This is a genomic window from Lysinibacillus sp. NPDC097279, assembly GCF_044761745.1.
Lineage (GTDB): Bacteria > Bacillota > Bacilli > Bacillales_A > Planococcaceae > Lysinibacillus.
In genome coordinates, this window is the sequence record NZ_JBIWDA010000002.1 from 81,489 (window position 1) to 95,623 (window position 14,135).

A 14,135-nucleotide genomic window follows, 5' to 3' on the forward strand; every position below is an offset into this window, starting at 1 on the left:
TTTTTCAAGATTACGAGAAGATAGTATGGTACGAAAGGGGAGATTTGATGATTTGGGAGACACGTATCACCGAACTTTTAAAGATAAAATATCCAATAATTCAAGGGGGATTAGCCTATTTAGCTTATGCAGATTTAGCAGCAGCGGTGTCGAATGCTGGCGGACTAGGGCAAATAACGGCTATGAGCTTGCGAGACCCAGACTTATTGCGTGCGGAAATCCATAAAGTAAGAACATTAACTGATAAACCATTTGGTGTGAATTTTGCAATCGGTATGCATGGCACAGGCTATGAGGAGATGGTGCGAGTAGCTGTAGAAGAAGAGGTACCCGTTGTCACAATGACTGGTGGAAATCCAGCACCGATATTTGATTTACTTGCAGGAACAAATATAAAAAAACTTGTCCTTGTAGCAGCGCTTAGACAAGCCCAGAAAGCCGAAGAGCTAGGTGCGGATGCGGTAATGGTCGTTGGACAAGAAGGTGGTGGACATCTTGGCCGTGATGATGTCGGAACGATGGTACTTGTACCACAAGTTGTAGATAGTGTGAAAATCCCTGTTATTGCGTCTGGTGGTATTGGAGACGGTCGTGGTTGGATGGCTGCCCATGCACTTGGTGCAGAAGGTATTGAAATGGGTACACGCTTTATTGCGACTAAAGAGTGTGTCGATGCATCACAAGCATATAAAGAGGCATTACTTAATAGTTCTGAGGCAGATACAACTGTTATAAAGCGTTCCATCGGGGCACCTGCTCGAGCGTTACGTAGTCATTTCACAGAGAAAATTTTAGAAATAGAACGTGAGACACCTACTTATGAAGCATTGAAAGATTATATTAGTGGCAGTGCTAATAAGCGTTTTATTTATGACGGAGAAAAAGATGCAGGCATAGGTTGGGCAGGACAAGTTACTGGAATGATTCAAGATATTCCTACAGTGGACGAGCTCATGACACGAATGGTTGCAGAAGCAGAAAGTATCCGGGTAAAATGGGGACAGTAATGTAAAGGTGGTCATGTCCAAATGGAATATTCTTATCCGTTTTCAATCGATTGGTCGACTGAAGAGATTGTCGATGTTGTTAAATTTTTTGAAGGCATCGAGCTTGCTTATGAAAAGGGCATTAAACGTGAAGTGATGATGGCTAAATATCGTCGCTTTAAAGAAATTGTTCCTTCACAAGCTGAGGAAAAAACAATTTTCCGTGAATTTGAAGAGGCTAGTGGCTATGTTAGCTACCCAGTTGTGAAACAAGCAAAAGAGGCAGCTGATGGAACGATGATTAAAGTAGTTCCAAAGCAACGACGTTAAAATTCGTTACAGTCTAAAGTGAAAAGGTGTGCTAGGAAATTTCCTGGCATGCCTTTTTAATTTTGGGAAATACCGCAAAGCTTTCTGTAGAAATCATTCGAAACGATAAAACAACAAACAACTTAACTGTCTGCATAGACTAATCCTACAGAAAGCACAGCGGAGTTTCCATTGCCTATTAAAAAAATTTATTAAATTACTTAGTGTAATATAGTGTTAATTAACGATAATTTGCATAAACTACAGCAATATCGATTTCTGTAACAAAATGTTCGTTAACATTGGTGAAACAACTTCGCCCACACTGCATAAACGAATTAAAAAGTTGAGTATAAAAGTTATCATACCCTCAATAAGCGTCGACAATACACCTTTAAGATGTTCTGTGCAATTCCTCAAAAGACCTACATTGAAGACTTCGTCCAAATGTGTAAAAACTTATAAAATTCGGGTTTCAAGATCTTTCGAAGAAGTAATGTTCAAGTAAGATTTTTATTCCGCATTTTCATGATGAACCTTCACAAATTTATTTTCCTTGTATAATTTTATAAATAGGAAGTAATGTTTGGAATGTATCTTCTGATAATTGTTGGAACTGTTTAAAGGACATGTTTACAGCTTCCTCTTTTGGAATATGACGACCAATAAGAAATTCCCCTTTTTTCACATCACGCAAACGTATAAGCATTTCTTCTAGTTTTTCTTCTTTCGCATCTTGTAAGGAAATGGCAGCAGGTGACATATGATCCCCGGAAACAATAAAATCTTCTGGAAGCTGTTGTAGCAAGGATTTATTGGCTAGTAAACGCTCTGCCATTAAATTTTTTTGCGGTGCTTCATAAATAATAGCCAAGACGATGAATAAATGTGTGCTCCAAAGACCAATCTGAAAGTGAGGCAACGCTTTATAACCTCTTTTATAAGGAGCGAATGCAACCCAACTGTCATTTGGTGGATTAACCGTTCTGCGGGCGTGTTTTGCTACATGGGGATAAAATTCTTCACCTAGGTGGCTGGAAAAGAAGGCGGAGAAGTTTTCTCCTAGTTTATTGAATTTTGGTCGTACACAGGAATTTAAGGCATCCATCCGTTGTTCTAAACCGTTTATTTGAAAAACATTAAAATCTTTATTAGTCCATTTTAAGGTAGACATTTTTAGTAACTCCTTTCGATTATAAGGTTTATTTTATTAAAAAAATGGGAAAAAATCTTATAACAAGAACTTTATCGAATCCTATAAGGTTTTGTAAAAAAATAAAAAAGGGAAGTGACTTTTATGAAACAAGTCGTAAAAATTATACGTAAAGTTGACATTGAAAAGCAATATGAACGCATCCTGCAATTAGAAATTGATTATGAATTAGCCTCATTGTTTTCTGCAATGAATGAGAAAGATGAGGGTGAAATAGCAAAAAGTAAAAAGCGTCTAGCCGAAATACAGATGGAGCTGGAAAGTTTGCACGCCTATGCGTAAAAAAAGATTAACCCCCATATAAAAATCACTTGCTGAATATTCTGACAGCAGGTGATTTTTGTTATTATAAAGGTTAAAATAGACAATATATCATATTAGAATTTATTGTTTTCATTTTTTAGTGAGTGTCATTGCACAATAAATGTGCTGAAAGGTGTAATATAATACATAACTCACGCTCTCTTTTCGGATAAGGGTTTACCTTTTTGATGACTAGAAACGGGGAAATGTAGTACTGCGTAGCGTACAGCAACATTGTCGCTCGTAGGCCAAGTACTAGTAAATGCGTGTGTGCACGAGTGTGAATGTTTTCTATATTCGAGGGGTGGGTTTTTATGGATTTAAAGCAAATCGATCAATATGCGAAAAGTATCATCGTTGAAGCAGGTAAACGTATACGGAATGCATTTTCGTATAATCTAGTGATCGAGACAAAATCGAATGCGAATGACCTTGTTACAAATATAGACCGAGAAACTGAATTATTTTTTATTGAACAAATTAAAGCTTTTGACCCTACCCATAAAATTTTAGGTGAAGAGGGAATGGGTGAAAAAGTCGAATCATTAGATGGTGTTGTATGGATTATTGATCCGATTGATGGAACGATGAATTTTGTAAAGCAACATCGTCACTTTATGATTTCTATTGGGATATTTATTGATGGCGTAGGGAAACTTGGTTACATATATGATGTAATGCGTGAAGATTTATTCAATGCTGTTGCAGGAGAGGGAGCTTGGTATAATGCATCACCATTGCGCAAGTTACAGCCTGTAAACATTGAAGAATCTGTTATTGGCATTAATGCCCATTGGGTAGCGCCAAATCGACATATACATCATGAAAAAGTAATTGAATTAGTTCGTAAAGTGCGAGGGACGCGTTCATATGGTTCTGCTGCAATGGAAATAGCCTTTGTTGTCAGCGGGAAGCTAGATGCTTATGTGTCCATGCGATTATCTCCTTGGGACATCGCTGGAGGAATGATTATTGCTCAGGAAGTTGGAGCTATCGCAACAAACTTACATGGGGAAGGCTTTGATTTCTTACATCAGGATACGTTTATTATTGCTAACCCTGCTATTCATCAGGAATTATTAGAAAAATATATTGTCCCTTATGATTTGTAGCTTTTACATAAAAACTGTTTAGGAAAAATTTCCTAAACAGTTTTTTGTTGATGCTAATATAAATTGAGTTGATAATATTTTTTCGGACGTCCACGATTGGTGGAAGTAGTACTTGGCAATTCGACCGCTAAATTTTTTTCGTGCAGCTGTTTTAAAATGCGGTTTGCAGAGCGTACAGTAATGCCTAAATGTGTGCTCAACAGTTCTCCATTAACAATAGTTGTTGCTAATCTTTCTATAACAGCCTCAATTTTTTGCAATTGCAGTAAAGGGATATCATAGGCAGCGCTTAATTTTTTTAAGCACTGCTGTTTTTCGTTATCAAACTGTAGTAATGCTCCATACAATAACGGACCAATTTCTTTTGCATGTTCTATAATATAGCCCTGTGTTTCCTTTGAAGAACAGAGTGTGGCAGCCTTTTTTGCAAATTTCTGACTTTCTGTTAGAGAGTTACCAATTCCCCATCCTATTTTTACGGGAAATAGTAATTTATCATCTAAAAAATCTACGAGTTGACAATGTGTATACTCATTGGTTGTCATTAAAAATTGCTGATATGTTGTAATAATCGCGATATAGGATGCTTCCCGATGCACGATAAAGGTGCTGGCATATAATTGTTTAAAATCTAAAATGGCTTTATATAAAGCGATTTGCCGATACTCCAATTCATCTATATTGGATTTATCGATCGGAATTACAATATGTACAACGACTACTTTATTTAGCTCAAGTTGACGAAGGTGTAGCTGATTCACCAACTGATCCAATGTTAATTGCATGGCATGAAGCGATGGATGAAAAGCGATAAATGATATATTTTGGTGTGCCAATCGCTCTCGCATCTCTGCAATACGAGTAAAACTTAAATCCACTTTATTATCGCGATGTAATTGAATGTGCCAGTTCGCTACTTTATCAACAATATCATTGTTTGCGTACTCATTCATTGTTTGACTAAAAAGATAAGGTTGTCTTCCTAGTGACCATTCATGAATGCCGAGGTAATCGTTTTCCTCATAACAAAAATCAATGGCAATCCGATTCATAGCAATTTTATTCTCATAAAATAATTCTGTTAAGGTACGGTAAAAATCACGTTCTGAAATATCGAAATAGAGCATAGGTATAGCCATGTTTGGAAAATGTGTTTGCGTAAAAAAATAGGGAATTTGCCCGCTAAAAAGTGCACCGTCGCCCGCTATTAAATGTTGCTCTAACAGAGTGTATAGATGCTCAGAATCAGTGTAGGAATGATAATGAAATTCGCAAAAAGCTGGCTTAATTTTTTCGAGTTGCTCTACCCATGAGAGGGACAGTTTAGCAGTGAAAACATTAATTTTATACATAGTATTATCTCCTTAATTTAAAATTAAATATTGAAAATATTCTAAAAATATGGTTTCTTTGTATTAAGGACACATGCTATCAATGTCTTAAAATGGTGTTTGATTGAATAGCATAAGTCGAATTTTAAATAATAGAAGGAGAGGGATTTATGCAAAAAAAATCAGACACATTAAAGAAATCTTGGATTGATAAAATGCTAGATAGTATTGAAAGGGCAGGTAATAAACTACCTGATCCTATTACACTATTTATTATTTTAGCAAGTATAGTGCTTGTTTTATCATGGATCCTATCAATGTTTGGAATTTCAGCGGTTCAACCAGGCACTGAAGATGTTATCCAAGTAAAAAATCTACTGAGTCAAGAAGGTCTTATCTTAATATTAACGCAAATGGTATCGACATTTACAGGCTTTGCTCCTTTAGGATTAGTAATCGTGACGATGATTGGTATTGGGTTAGCAGAGCAAACAGGACTTATTTCGGCCGTTATGAAAAAGCTTGTCATGTCAGCTCCAACAAAATTAATTGTGCCATTTATTATTTTCACAGGTTTAGTCGGTAATCTAGCTGCTGATGCAGCATTCATCATTTTACCACCGATTGCAGCAATGATTTTTATGAGCATTGGCCGAAATCCACTTGCTGGTTTAATTATTACATATGCAGCCGTAGCTGGGGGCTTTAGTGCCAATATTTTAATTAGTTCACTAGATGTCTTATTATTAGGAATTACTGAATCGGCAGCGCATATTGCCAACCCAGAATATACTGGACGGGCAACGATGAACTATTACTTCTTAATTGCGTCGACGTTTTTATTAATCGTCATAGGTACATGGGTTGCGAAAAAGTTTACAGAACCTCGCTTTGGCATATTTGAAGGCAAGGTTGAAAAGTTAGAGCCACTAACAGCTTTAGAAAAACGTGGTTTACTATGGGCAGGTATAGTAACAGTCATTTATATTGTTGTCATTGCATTTATGGTCATTCCATCGAACGGTCTTTTACGTGATCCTGAAACAGGGGGCTTTTTAAATTCTCCGTTTATGTCAGGTATTGTACCGATTATGTTATTCTTCTTCCTTTTACCTGGTCTTGCCTATGGGATTGCGGCAAAAGTAGTGAAAAATGATAAGGAAGTTGCCGAGAAGATTTTTAAATCAATTGCGGATATGGCTCCCTTCATTGTTTTAGCATTTGCTGCTTCACAAATGATTGCCTTTTTTAACTGGAGTAATATTGGTGCCATTTTAGCCATTAAAGGGGCAGAGCTTTTACAAGCATTAAACTTTACAGGTTTACCAATGATGATTGGGTTTGTTTTAATTTGTGCGTTCGTCAACTTATTAATCGCAAGTGCTTCTGCGAAATGGGCATTACTTGCGCCAATTTTCGTCCCAATGTTCCTTTACTTAGGTTATTCTCCAGCAGTAACGCAAATGGCGTATCGTGTAGGAGACTCAATTACAAATCCAATTACACCGATGCTTCCGTATTTTGCCATTTTACTGTCGTTTGCCAAACGCTACGATAAAAATATCGGTATCGGTACACTTATTTCAGCTTTACTACCGTTTTCTGTGTTCTTTGCAATCGGTTGGATTATACTGTTTGCCATTTGGTTCTTGCTTGGTTTACCGCTTGGACCTGGAGATTATATCTACTTAAAATAAGGAGTGTTAAACTATGACAGTTTTACAACAAGAGCAGTTAGTTGATTTATTAAAACAATATGAAGAGGAAATGATTCAGCTACGTCGTCATTTTCATGAAAATCCAGAACTTTCCTTCGAGGAAGTTGAAACACCGAAAACTATTGCGGCATTTCATCGCGCATTAGGACATGAGGTTCGTGAAGGTGTTGGTGGTAATGGTGTTGTGGCAACGTTAGTTGGAGCTAAGCCGGGGAAAACGGTGGCACTCCGAGCAGACTTTGACGCTTTAGCAATTACAGAAGAAACAGGTTTGCCTTTCCAATCAACAATAAAAGGGCGTATGCATGCTTGTGGCCATGATGGTCATACAGCTTCATTATTAATTTTAGCGAAGGCATTTAATCAAATGAAGGACAACTTAGCTGGGACAATTGTTTTTATTCATCAACATGCAGAAGAGCTTGCACCAGGCGGAGCGAAATCAATGATTGCTGATGGCTGTTTAGAAGGCGTGGATGTTATTTTTGGTACACATTTATGGGCACCAACAGATCTTGGTAAAGTGCAGACCGCGATCGGACCATTTATGGCTGCGGCAGATGGCATTTATATTAAGATTAAAGGAAAGGGTGGGCATGGCTCAAATCCGAGTGATACGAAGGATTCAATCTTGCTTGCAGCACAATTTATTACAAACTTACAGCAACTTGTAGCACGTCGTATTAATCCTTTGCGTCCAGCGGTCGTATCGGTTGGTCATATTGAGGCATTGAATCCTTTTAATGTTATTGCAGACCAAGTTTATATGAAAGGAACTGTACGAACGTTCCATGAGGAAGAACGCGATTTACTAGAACGTGAAATTGAGGAGCTATTAAAGGCAACTTGTTATTTAACAAAGGCAGACTATGAATATGAGTTTCGCCGTGGTTACCCACCAGTTGTGAATCATGCTGCAGAAACAGAACATGTAATGGCATCTGCAAGAAAGGTAACGGATGTAGTATCAGTTGATTTTGTTGAACCAACTATGGGTGGTGAAGATTTTGCTTACTACTTAGAGGAAATTCCAGGGGCATTTTTCTTTACAGGAGCAAAAAATCCTGAATGGGAGGAAGTATATCCACATCATCATCCGAAATTCGATATTGATGAACGCTCATTGCGCATTGCGGCGAATGTTTTAGGCCAAGCAACTTTAGATTATCTAGAAAATTAAAAAACGTATAGGCTAAGGATTTAACAGCCCATTTGATGAGCAATATAAATTGGAAAAGTAATGAGGAAGTAAAAGTGTTAGATTGATGGCCATCAATCTAACACTTTTTTTGCTATAAATATTGCTTTCTTATGCCAAAAATAAATTCGCTAGTTAATGGTAGTTGCGGGCATACTGTGCGTTGAGAGGATTGCCGCTTACGGTGTGCTCGCCGAAAAGTGCCGTTCAGAAGCGGGCATCAACAGCATAGCAAAAATTTAAGAACATCTTTGCAATTGTTTCTAACATCAATAAGTTATGTTCCAGCCTCTTTTGTTTACAAAAGAGAAGGAGCTGTCCAATAAATGGACAGCTCCTTCTGAGATACTATGTCATGTTAGACACATAAATGTTGTTAGAAAGTAAATACTAGCATTAAAGTAAGCCTTGTTCTCGCAGTTTACGCTTCATTTTAAAAGCTGTCATGAAAATGACACAAGTAGCTATAATGCCTGCTAATACGCCGAATATATTACTTGCCGCTACTGAATACCCGATAGAACACATTGCTAGTACAGCTGCTAGTGCATAAATGGCCATTACGATTTTTCCACGATTCATAACCGAGCCCCCTAATTTATAATAAATTTGTGATTGAAAATATTTTTTTAGAATGAGAGAAATTCTAATAAGGACATTTACATCCTTCTTGTGCTATAATATCACAGTTAAACATTCGAAAAAAGAATATGGAGTGGAATAATGACAAACTTACGTCAAGATCTTCGCAATATCGCAATTATCGCCCACGTTGACCATGGTAAAACTACTTTAGTCGACCAATTATTAAAACAATCTGGTACATTCCGTTCAAACGAACGTGTTGAAGAACGTGCAATGGACTCTAATGATATTGAACGTGAACGCGGTATTACGATTTTAGCTAAAAATACAGCAGTAAACTATGAAGGAACTCGTATCAACATCCTTGATACGCCTGGACACGCCGACTTCGGTGGTGAGGTAGAACGTATTTTAAAAATGGTAGACGGCGTTTTACTAGTTGTCGATGCGTATGAGGGTTGTATGCCACAAACACGTTTCGTACTAAAAAAAGCATTAGAACAACGCTTAACACCAATCGTTGTAGTTAACAAAGTGGACAAAGATTCAGCTCGCCCACTAGAAGTAGTAGATGAAGTGCTTGAATTATTCATCGAGCTAGGTGCAGATGATGATCAATTAGACTTCCCAGTTGTTTATGCTTCAGGTGTAAATGGTACAGCTTCGTTAGACGCTGATCCATCTAAGCAAGAAGAAAATATGAAATGTCTATTTGAAAAAATCATTGAGGCTATCCCAGCACCAGTTGATAACTCAGAAGAACCATTACAATTCCAAGTAGCTTTACTTGACTATAATGACTTCGTTGGACGTATCGGAATTGGTCGTGTATTCCGCGGAACAATTTCAGTAGGTCAACAAGTTGCGCTGATGAAATTAGACGGTACAGTGAAAAACTTCCGTGTAACAAAAATCTTTGGTTTCTTCGGTCTAAAACGTGAAGAAGTTGAGACAGCAAAAGCTGGTGACTTAATCGCCGTTTCAGGGATGGAAGATATTAACGTAGGTGAAACAGTATGTCCTGTTGAACACCAAGAGGCACTAACACCTTTACGTATCGATGAGCCAACTCTACAAATGACTTTCTTAGTAAACAACTCTCCATTCGCAGGTCGCGAAGGGAAATGGGTTACTTCTCGTAAAGTAGAAGAACGTTTACGTGCTCAATTACAAACAGACGTATCTTTACGCGTTGAAGATACTGATTCTCCTGATGCTTGGACAGTTTCAGGTCGTGGTGAGCTTCACTTATCGATCCTAATTGAAAACATGCGTCGTGAAGGTTTTGAATTACAAGTATCAAAACCACAAGTAATCGTGCGCGAAATCGATGGCGTGAAATGCGAACCATTCGAACGCGTGCAAATCGATGTACCTGAAGAAAATGTTGGTTCTATTATTGAATCTATTGGTACACGTAAAGGTGAAATGCTTGATATGGTGAACAACGGCAGTGGTCAAGTTCGTTTAACGTTCTTAGTACCAGCTCGTGGTTTAATCGGTTATACAACTGAGTTCATGTCGATGACAAAAGGTTTCGGTATTATCAACCATACGTTTGATTGCTACCAACCATTATTACCAGGAAAAATTGGTGGTCGTCACCAAGGCGTACTTGTTTCAATGGAAACTGGTAAATCGACAACTTATGGTATGATGCAAATTGAAGACCGTGGTACACTATTCTTAGAGCCAGGTACAGATATTTACGAAGGTATGATTGTTGGAGAAAATACTCGTGACGCTGATATCACTGTAAATATTACAAAAATGAAACAAAAAACTAACATCCGTTCAGCAAATAAAGACCAAACGAATGTTATTAAAAAACCACGTATTTTATCTCTAGAAGAAGCTCTAGAATACTTAGGTGATGATGAGTACTTAGAAATCACTCCAGAATCTATTCGTCTTCGTAAAAAAATTCTAGATAAAAACGAACGTGAGAAAGCAGCGAAAAAATTAAAAAACGCTGAACAATAATTTTCCGCTGAAATGAAAGGAAGAGGAGTCTTGGATATAAAGTCCGCTTTATTGGGTGAACTAAATGTTATTCAAGTTGCTACACCTGTAAATGCAGAGGAAACAACAAAAGTTTATGAAAGAATGGCTGGTATAACTAGATTTTTATACGAAAATTTACCAAGCTATGAAGTTGCAGGCTATGTTGTATTCTTTCTAGTGTTTGCACTTTCTGCAATTGTCTATAAATTAGGCTTTGCAAAAAAGTTAAAGCTGTCTCAAAATATTGTCATTTATGTGTTCCTATTTTTGGGATGTATTATGTTGACATTTTTCGCATTATTCCTACCTATGGTTGAAGGCCTCATCGTAGCGGCGTTAATTTTAATTGTATACAAAACACGTATGTGGCGAGAAAAAAGAGAAGAGCAACAAGCTGCCAATCAATAATAGTAGCTTGGCTCCTTTACCGTAAACAGTCTTAGCATTCATTTGCTAAGGCTGTTTTTTTTTCTCTCTTAAATAAAATAGTTCATTTTTGTTTGCTAGATTCAAAAAAATGGACAAATATTCTGCTTGAAAAAATACCTCATTATATTGCATTAGAAAAGGATTTATTTCCCATTACTTTTTTATGAAACATCGTAGGCACCGAAATCTTTGTGTGTGAATAAGTTAGTCTCGATAGGCTATTTATCAAATCAAGGAGGAAATGGAATGCGTTGGCTTAAAAAAGGTTTGTTAGTTAGTGGTATTGCTTTGTTGCTCCTTTCGTTGGCAGCGTGTAATAAAGCTGAGCTAGAAAAAGTAAAAGTCGGAGAAGTGACGCGCTCGATTTTCTATGCTCCGCAATATGTAGCACTTGAAAAAGGGTTCTTTGAGGAAGAGGGGCTTTCTGTAGAGCTACAAACGATTGCAGGTGGAGATAAAACGATGACTGCGTTACTTTCTGATGGTATTGATATTGCCTTGGTTGGCTCTGAGACATCCATATATGTCACTGCGCAAGGTGCCAATGATCCGATTCAAAATTTTGCGCAATTAACACAGACAGATGGTACATTTTTAGTAGCACGTGAAAAGATGGACAATTTTTCATGGGAGGATTTAAAAGGATCCACATTTTTAGGGCAGCGTAAAGGTGGAATGCCACAAATGGCAGGTGAATTTGTCCTGAAAAAGCATAGTATTGATCCTACAAAAGATTTGACGCTGATTCAAAATATTGATTTTGCGAATATTGCTACAGCCTTTGCGTCAGGAACAGGGGACTATGTACAGCTATTTGAACCGACAGCGAGTGTTTTTGAAAAAGAAGGTAAAGGCTATATTGTAGCTTCATTTGGTACTGAATCAGGTCATTTACCATATACATCCTTCATGGCAAAAAGTAGCTACTTAAAGGATGATGCCAAAACAGTGCAGGGCTTTACAAATGCACTAAAAAAAGCACAAGATTTTGTACAGGAAAAAAGTTCAGCAGAAGTTGCAAAAATAATTCAACCGTATTTTGAGAATGTAGACGTATCTTTAATTGAAACAGTAGTAGAACGCTATAAATCACAAGGTTCCTACGCAACAGATCCGATATTGGATGAGGAAGAGTGGGATAATTTACAAACTATTATGGAGGAAGCAGGTGAACTTCCTCAACGAGTAAAGTATGAAGACCTTGTGAATACAAAGTTTGCAAAAAAGGCTGCGGAGTAAATGGAGTTTTTAAAACTAGAACATATTCACCATAGTTATTTCTCCAGTACGCAGGCGAAGGAAGTTTTACGTGACATTAACCTAGATATTCGCGAAGGTGAGTTTGTTTCCTTTATAGGGCCAAGTGGCTGTGGGAAAACAACTCTATTGTCTATTATTGCTGGGTTGTTTCCTGCAACAGAAGGCAAGGTGTTTATTGATGGGGAAATCATTGCACCACACAATCAATCGCTTATTGGCTATATGCTTCAACAGGATTACTTATTTCCTTGGAAAACGATTGAGGATAATGTCACAATTGGATTAAAAATAATGCAGCGAGATAATAAGACGCATAAAGTAACTGCAAATGCGCTCTTACAAGAAGTGGGTTTACCGCATGTCGGAAGTTATTACCCGAGAGAATTGTCAGGAGGAATGCGTCAACGCGTTGCACTAGCAAGGACTTTGGCAGTAAATCCGAAAATTTTACTGCTAGATGAGCCGTTCTCAGCACTTGATTATCAATCGAAATTAAAGCTTGAGGACTTAGTCGTCGAAACATTAAAGGCCTATCAAAAAACCGCAATTCTTGTCACACATGATATTGGTGAGGCAATTGCCATGAGTGAACGAGTTTTTCTCTTCTCAGCCAATCCTGGTACGTTACACAAAGTGTTTGAAATACCTTCTGCGTTACAACAGCTATCTCCGTTCGATGTAAGGCAGCATCCAGCGTATTCAGAAGTATTCCAAACGATTTGGAAGGAGCTGGAGAGCCTTGGATAACACATTGTTTAAACAGTATCAACAATTGCTAAAAAAGGAAAAACGCTATGTTCGATTATATCAAATTATTATTTTAATCGCCTTTTTTGGAGGGTGGGAGTTACTATCAAGGCTTGAATGGATCGATCGTTTAATCTTTAGCTCGCCCACAAATGTTTTGCATACGTTTATTGAAAAAGTAAGTGACGGCTCGCTCACATTACATGTTGGTGTGACGTTAATGGAAACAATTATCGGTTTTATTGCAGGTACATTACTAGGAACTATAATTGCCACTGTTTTATGGTGGTCACCGATGCTATCAAAAATACTTGATCCTTATTTAGTTATTTTAAATGCAATGCCGAAAGTAGCGCTAGGACCAATTTTAATTGTGGCACTTGGCCCAGGGTATTTTTCGATTATAGCAATGGGTGCACTCATTTCAATCATCATTACAACGATTGTCGTTTACACCGCCTTTAAAGGTGTTGACCCAAATTACAGTAAGGTATTGCAAACTTTTGGTGCGACACGATGGCAAACTTTTAAAGAGGTTATTTTGCCTGCGTCCTTCCCAACAATTATTTCAACTTTAAAAGTTAATGTTGGATTATCGTGGGTAGGTGTTATAGTCGGTGAGTTTTTAGTTGCTTCAAAGGGACTTGGCTATTTAATCATTTATGGCTTCCAAGTATTTAACTTTAATCTTGTCCTTATGTCACTGCTCATAATTGCTTTCTTTGCAACAATCATGTATCAAGTCGTCGAATTAATCGAGAAAGTAATTATTAAAAATAATGGATAAATAAAAAACGCAAAACCTGTTTTAATAAGGTTTTGCGTTTTAAAGCGTTGATTTCCGCTCCAGGCGTGCGCTTTCCGCGGGCACAGCGTAAGCCGCAACCCTCGCTAGCGCGCGGCTTGTTGCGTCTTACGTATTGTGCGTTCCCGCAGGAGT

General features: G+C 37.6%; 14 protein-coding genes. 11 read left to right on the plus strand and 3 right to left on the minus strand.

Annotated elements, in window-relative coordinates; all coding sequences use genetic code 11:
• The first annotated feature begins 47 nt into the window (after nucleotides 1-47).
• Both ACIQ1H_RS10500 and ACIQ1H_RS10505 read left to right on the plus strand, forming a co-directional pair.
• Complete coding sequence (locus ACIQ1H_RS10500) at nucleotides 48-1,007, plus strand: NAD(P)H-dependent flavin oxidoreductase (RefSeq protein WP_402888688.1); 960 nt, start codon at nucleotides 48-50, stop codon at nucleotides 1,005-1,007.
• 21 nt (nucleotides 1,008-1,028) lie between these two features.
• On the plus strand, nucleotides 1,029-1,316 hold the full coding sequence (locus ACIQ1H_RS10505; protein WP_173477906.1) for a UPF0223 family protein: 288 nt from the start codon (nucleotides 1,029-1,031) through the stop codon (nucleotides 1,314-1,316).
• Nucleotides 1,317-1,842: 526 nt separating this feature from the next.
• On the opposite strand, the gene ACIQ1H_RS10510 is transcribed toward ACIQ1H_RS10505, so the two are convergent.
• Nucleotides 1,843-2,469 (minus strand): YktB family protein, encoded by a 627-nt coding sequence (locus ACIQ1H_RS10510; RefSeq protein ID WP_402888689.1) that lies wholly within the window; start codon nucleotides 2,467-2,469, stop codon nucleotides 1,843-1,845.
• A 123-nt stretch (nucleotides 2,470-2,592) separates the two neighbouring features.
• On the opposite strand from ACIQ1H_RS10510, the gene ACIQ1H_RS10515 reads away from it, so the two are divergent.
• Together ACIQ1H_RS10515 and ACIQ1H_RS10520 are read left to right on the plus strand one after the other, a co-directional pair.
• On the plus strand, nucleotides 2,593-2,790 hold the full coding sequence (locus ACIQ1H_RS10515; RefSeq protein ID WP_173477904.1) for a hypothetical protein: 198 nt from the start codon (nucleotides 2,593-2,595) through the stop codon (nucleotides 2,788-2,790).
• Nucleotides 2,791-3,125: 335 nt separating this feature from the next.
• Complete coding sequence (locus ACIQ1H_RS10520; protein ID WP_402888690.1) at nucleotides 3,126-3,923, plus strand: inositol monophosphatase family protein; 798 nt, start codon at nucleotides 3,126-3,128, stop codon at nucleotides 3,921-3,923.
• Nucleotides 3,924-3,976: 53 nt separating this feature from the next.
• Here the strand turns inward: ACIQ1H_RS10520 and ACIQ1H_RS10525 are convergent, their stop codons facing one another.
• A complete protein-coding gene (locus tag ACIQ1H_RS10525) occupies nucleotides 3,977-5,275 on the minus strand; it encodes a hypothetical protein (RefSeq protein ID WP_402888692.1) in 1,299 nt (432 codons plus the stop codon).
• 149 nt (nucleotides 5,276-5,424) lie between these two features.
• Here ACIQ1H_RS10525 and ACIQ1H_RS10530 point away from each other — a divergent pair, with 149 nt between their 5' ends.
• Nucleotides 5,425-6,951, plus strand: coding sequence for an AbgT family transporter (locus ACIQ1H_RS10530; RefSeq protein ID WP_402888694.1), 1,527 nt, complete (start codon nucleotides 5,425-5,427; stop codon nucleotides 6,949-6,951).
• A 13-nt stretch (nucleotides 6,952-6,964) separates the two neighbouring features.
• Nucleotides 6,965-8,152 carry a M20 metallopeptidase family protein gene (locus ACIQ1H_RS10535; protein WP_173477900.1) on the plus strand — a complete coding sequence of 396 codons (1,188 nt, stop codon included), beginning with the start codon at nucleotides 6,965-6,967 and terminating at the stop codon, nucleotides 8,150-8,152.
• A gap of 414 nt (nucleotides 8,153-8,566) precedes the next feature.
• On the opposite strand, the gene ACIQ1H_RS10540 is transcribed toward ACIQ1H_RS10535, so the two are convergent.
• Complete coding sequence (locus tag ACIQ1H_RS10540) at nucleotides 8,567-8,752, minus strand: DUF5325 family protein (RefSeq protein ID WP_173477899.1); 186 nt, start codon at nucleotides 8,750-8,752, stop codon at nucleotides 8,567-8,569.
• A gap of 141 nt (nucleotides 8,753-8,893) precedes the next feature.
• On the opposite strand from ACIQ1H_RS10540, the gene typA reads away from it, so the two are divergent.
• The 5 genes from typA to ACIQ1H_RS10565 all read left to right on the plus strand — a co-directional run bounded on the left by typA (nucleotide 8,894) and on the right by ACIQ1H_RS10565 (nucleotide 13,982).
• On the plus strand, nucleotides 8,894-10,738 hold the full coding sequence (gene typA, locus ACIQ1H_RS10545; RefSeq protein WP_173477898.1) for a translational GTPase TypA: 1,845 nt from the start codon (nucleotides 8,894-8,896) through the stop codon (nucleotides 10,736-10,738).
• A 30-nt stretch (nucleotides 10,739-10,768) separates the two neighbouring features.
• Entirely contained in the window at nucleotides 10,769-11,167 is a 399-nt protein-coding gene (locus ACIQ1H_RS10550; RefSeq protein ID WP_228134385.1) for a YlaH-like family protein, read from the plus strand.
• 267 nt (nucleotides 11,168-11,434) lie between these two features.
• On the plus strand, nucleotides 11,435-12,427 hold the full coding sequence (locus tag ACIQ1H_RS10555) for an ABC transporter substrate-binding protein (protein WP_173477896.1): 993 nt from the start codon (nucleotides 11,435-11,437) through the stop codon (nucleotides 12,425-12,427).
• On the plus strand, nucleotides 12,428-13,195 hold the full coding sequence (locus tag ACIQ1H_RS10560) for an ABC transporter ATP-binding protein (RefSeq protein ID WP_173477895.1): 768 nt from the start codon (nucleotides 12,428-12,430) through the stop codon (nucleotides 13,193-13,195).
• Nucleotides 13,188-13,982, plus strand: a complete 795-nt coding sequence (locus ACIQ1H_RS10565) for an ABC transporter permease (RefSeq protein ID WP_402888697.1) — start codon at nucleotides 13,188-13,190, stop codon at nucleotides 13,980-13,982. Before ACIQ1H_RS10560 ends, ACIQ1H_RS10565 begins: the two co-directional genes overlap by 8 nt.
• The last annotated feature ends 153 nt before the right edge of the window (nucleotides 13,983-14,135 follow it).

Coding starts and splice junctions, on each gene's coding strand:
- ACIQ1H_RS10500 (WP_402888688.1), top strand. CDS start 48: ATGATTTGGGAGACACGTATCACCGAACTTTTAAAGATAAAATATCCA.
- ACIQ1H_RS10505 (WP_173477906.1), top strand. CDS start 1,029: ATGGAATATTCTTATCCGTTTTCAATCGATTGGTCGACTGAAGAGATT.
- ACIQ1H_RS10510 (WP_402888689.1), bottom strand. CDS start 2,469: ATGTCTACCTTAAAATGGACTAATAAAGATTTTAATGTTTTTCAAATA.
- ACIQ1H_RS10515 (WP_173477904.1), top strand. CDS start 2,593: ATGAAACAAGTCGTAAAAATTATACGTAAAGTTGACATTGAAAAGCAA.
- ACIQ1H_RS10520 (WP_402888690.1), top strand. CDS start 3,126: ATGGATTTAAAGCAAATCGATCAATATGCGAAAAGTATCATCGTTGAA.
- ACIQ1H_RS10525 (WP_402888692.1), bottom strand. CDS start 5,275: ATGTATAAAATTAATGTTTTCACTGCTAAACTGTCCCTCTCATGGGTA.
- ACIQ1H_RS10530 (WP_402888694.1), top strand. CDS start 5,425: ATGCAAAAAAAATCAGACACATTAAAGAAATCTTGGATTGATAAAATG.
- ACIQ1H_RS10535 (WP_173477900.1), top strand. CDS start 6,965: ATGACAGTTTTACAACAAGAGCAGTTAGTTGATTTATTAAAACAATAT.
- ACIQ1H_RS10540 (WP_173477899.1), bottom strand. CDS start 8,752: ATGAATCGTGGAAAAATCGTAATGGCCATTTATGCACTAGCAGCTGTA.
- typA (WP_173477898.1), top strand. CDS start 8,894: ATGACAAACTTACGTCAAGATCTTCGCAATATCGCAATTATCGCCCAC.
- ACIQ1H_RS10555 (WP_173477896.1), top strand. CDS start 11,435: ATGCGTTGGCTTAAAAAAGGTTTGTTAGTTAGTGGTATTGCTTTGTTG.
- ACIQ1H_RS10560 (WP_173477895.1), top strand. CDS start 12,428: ATGGAGTTTTTAAAACTAGAACATATTCACCATAGTTATTTCTCCAGT.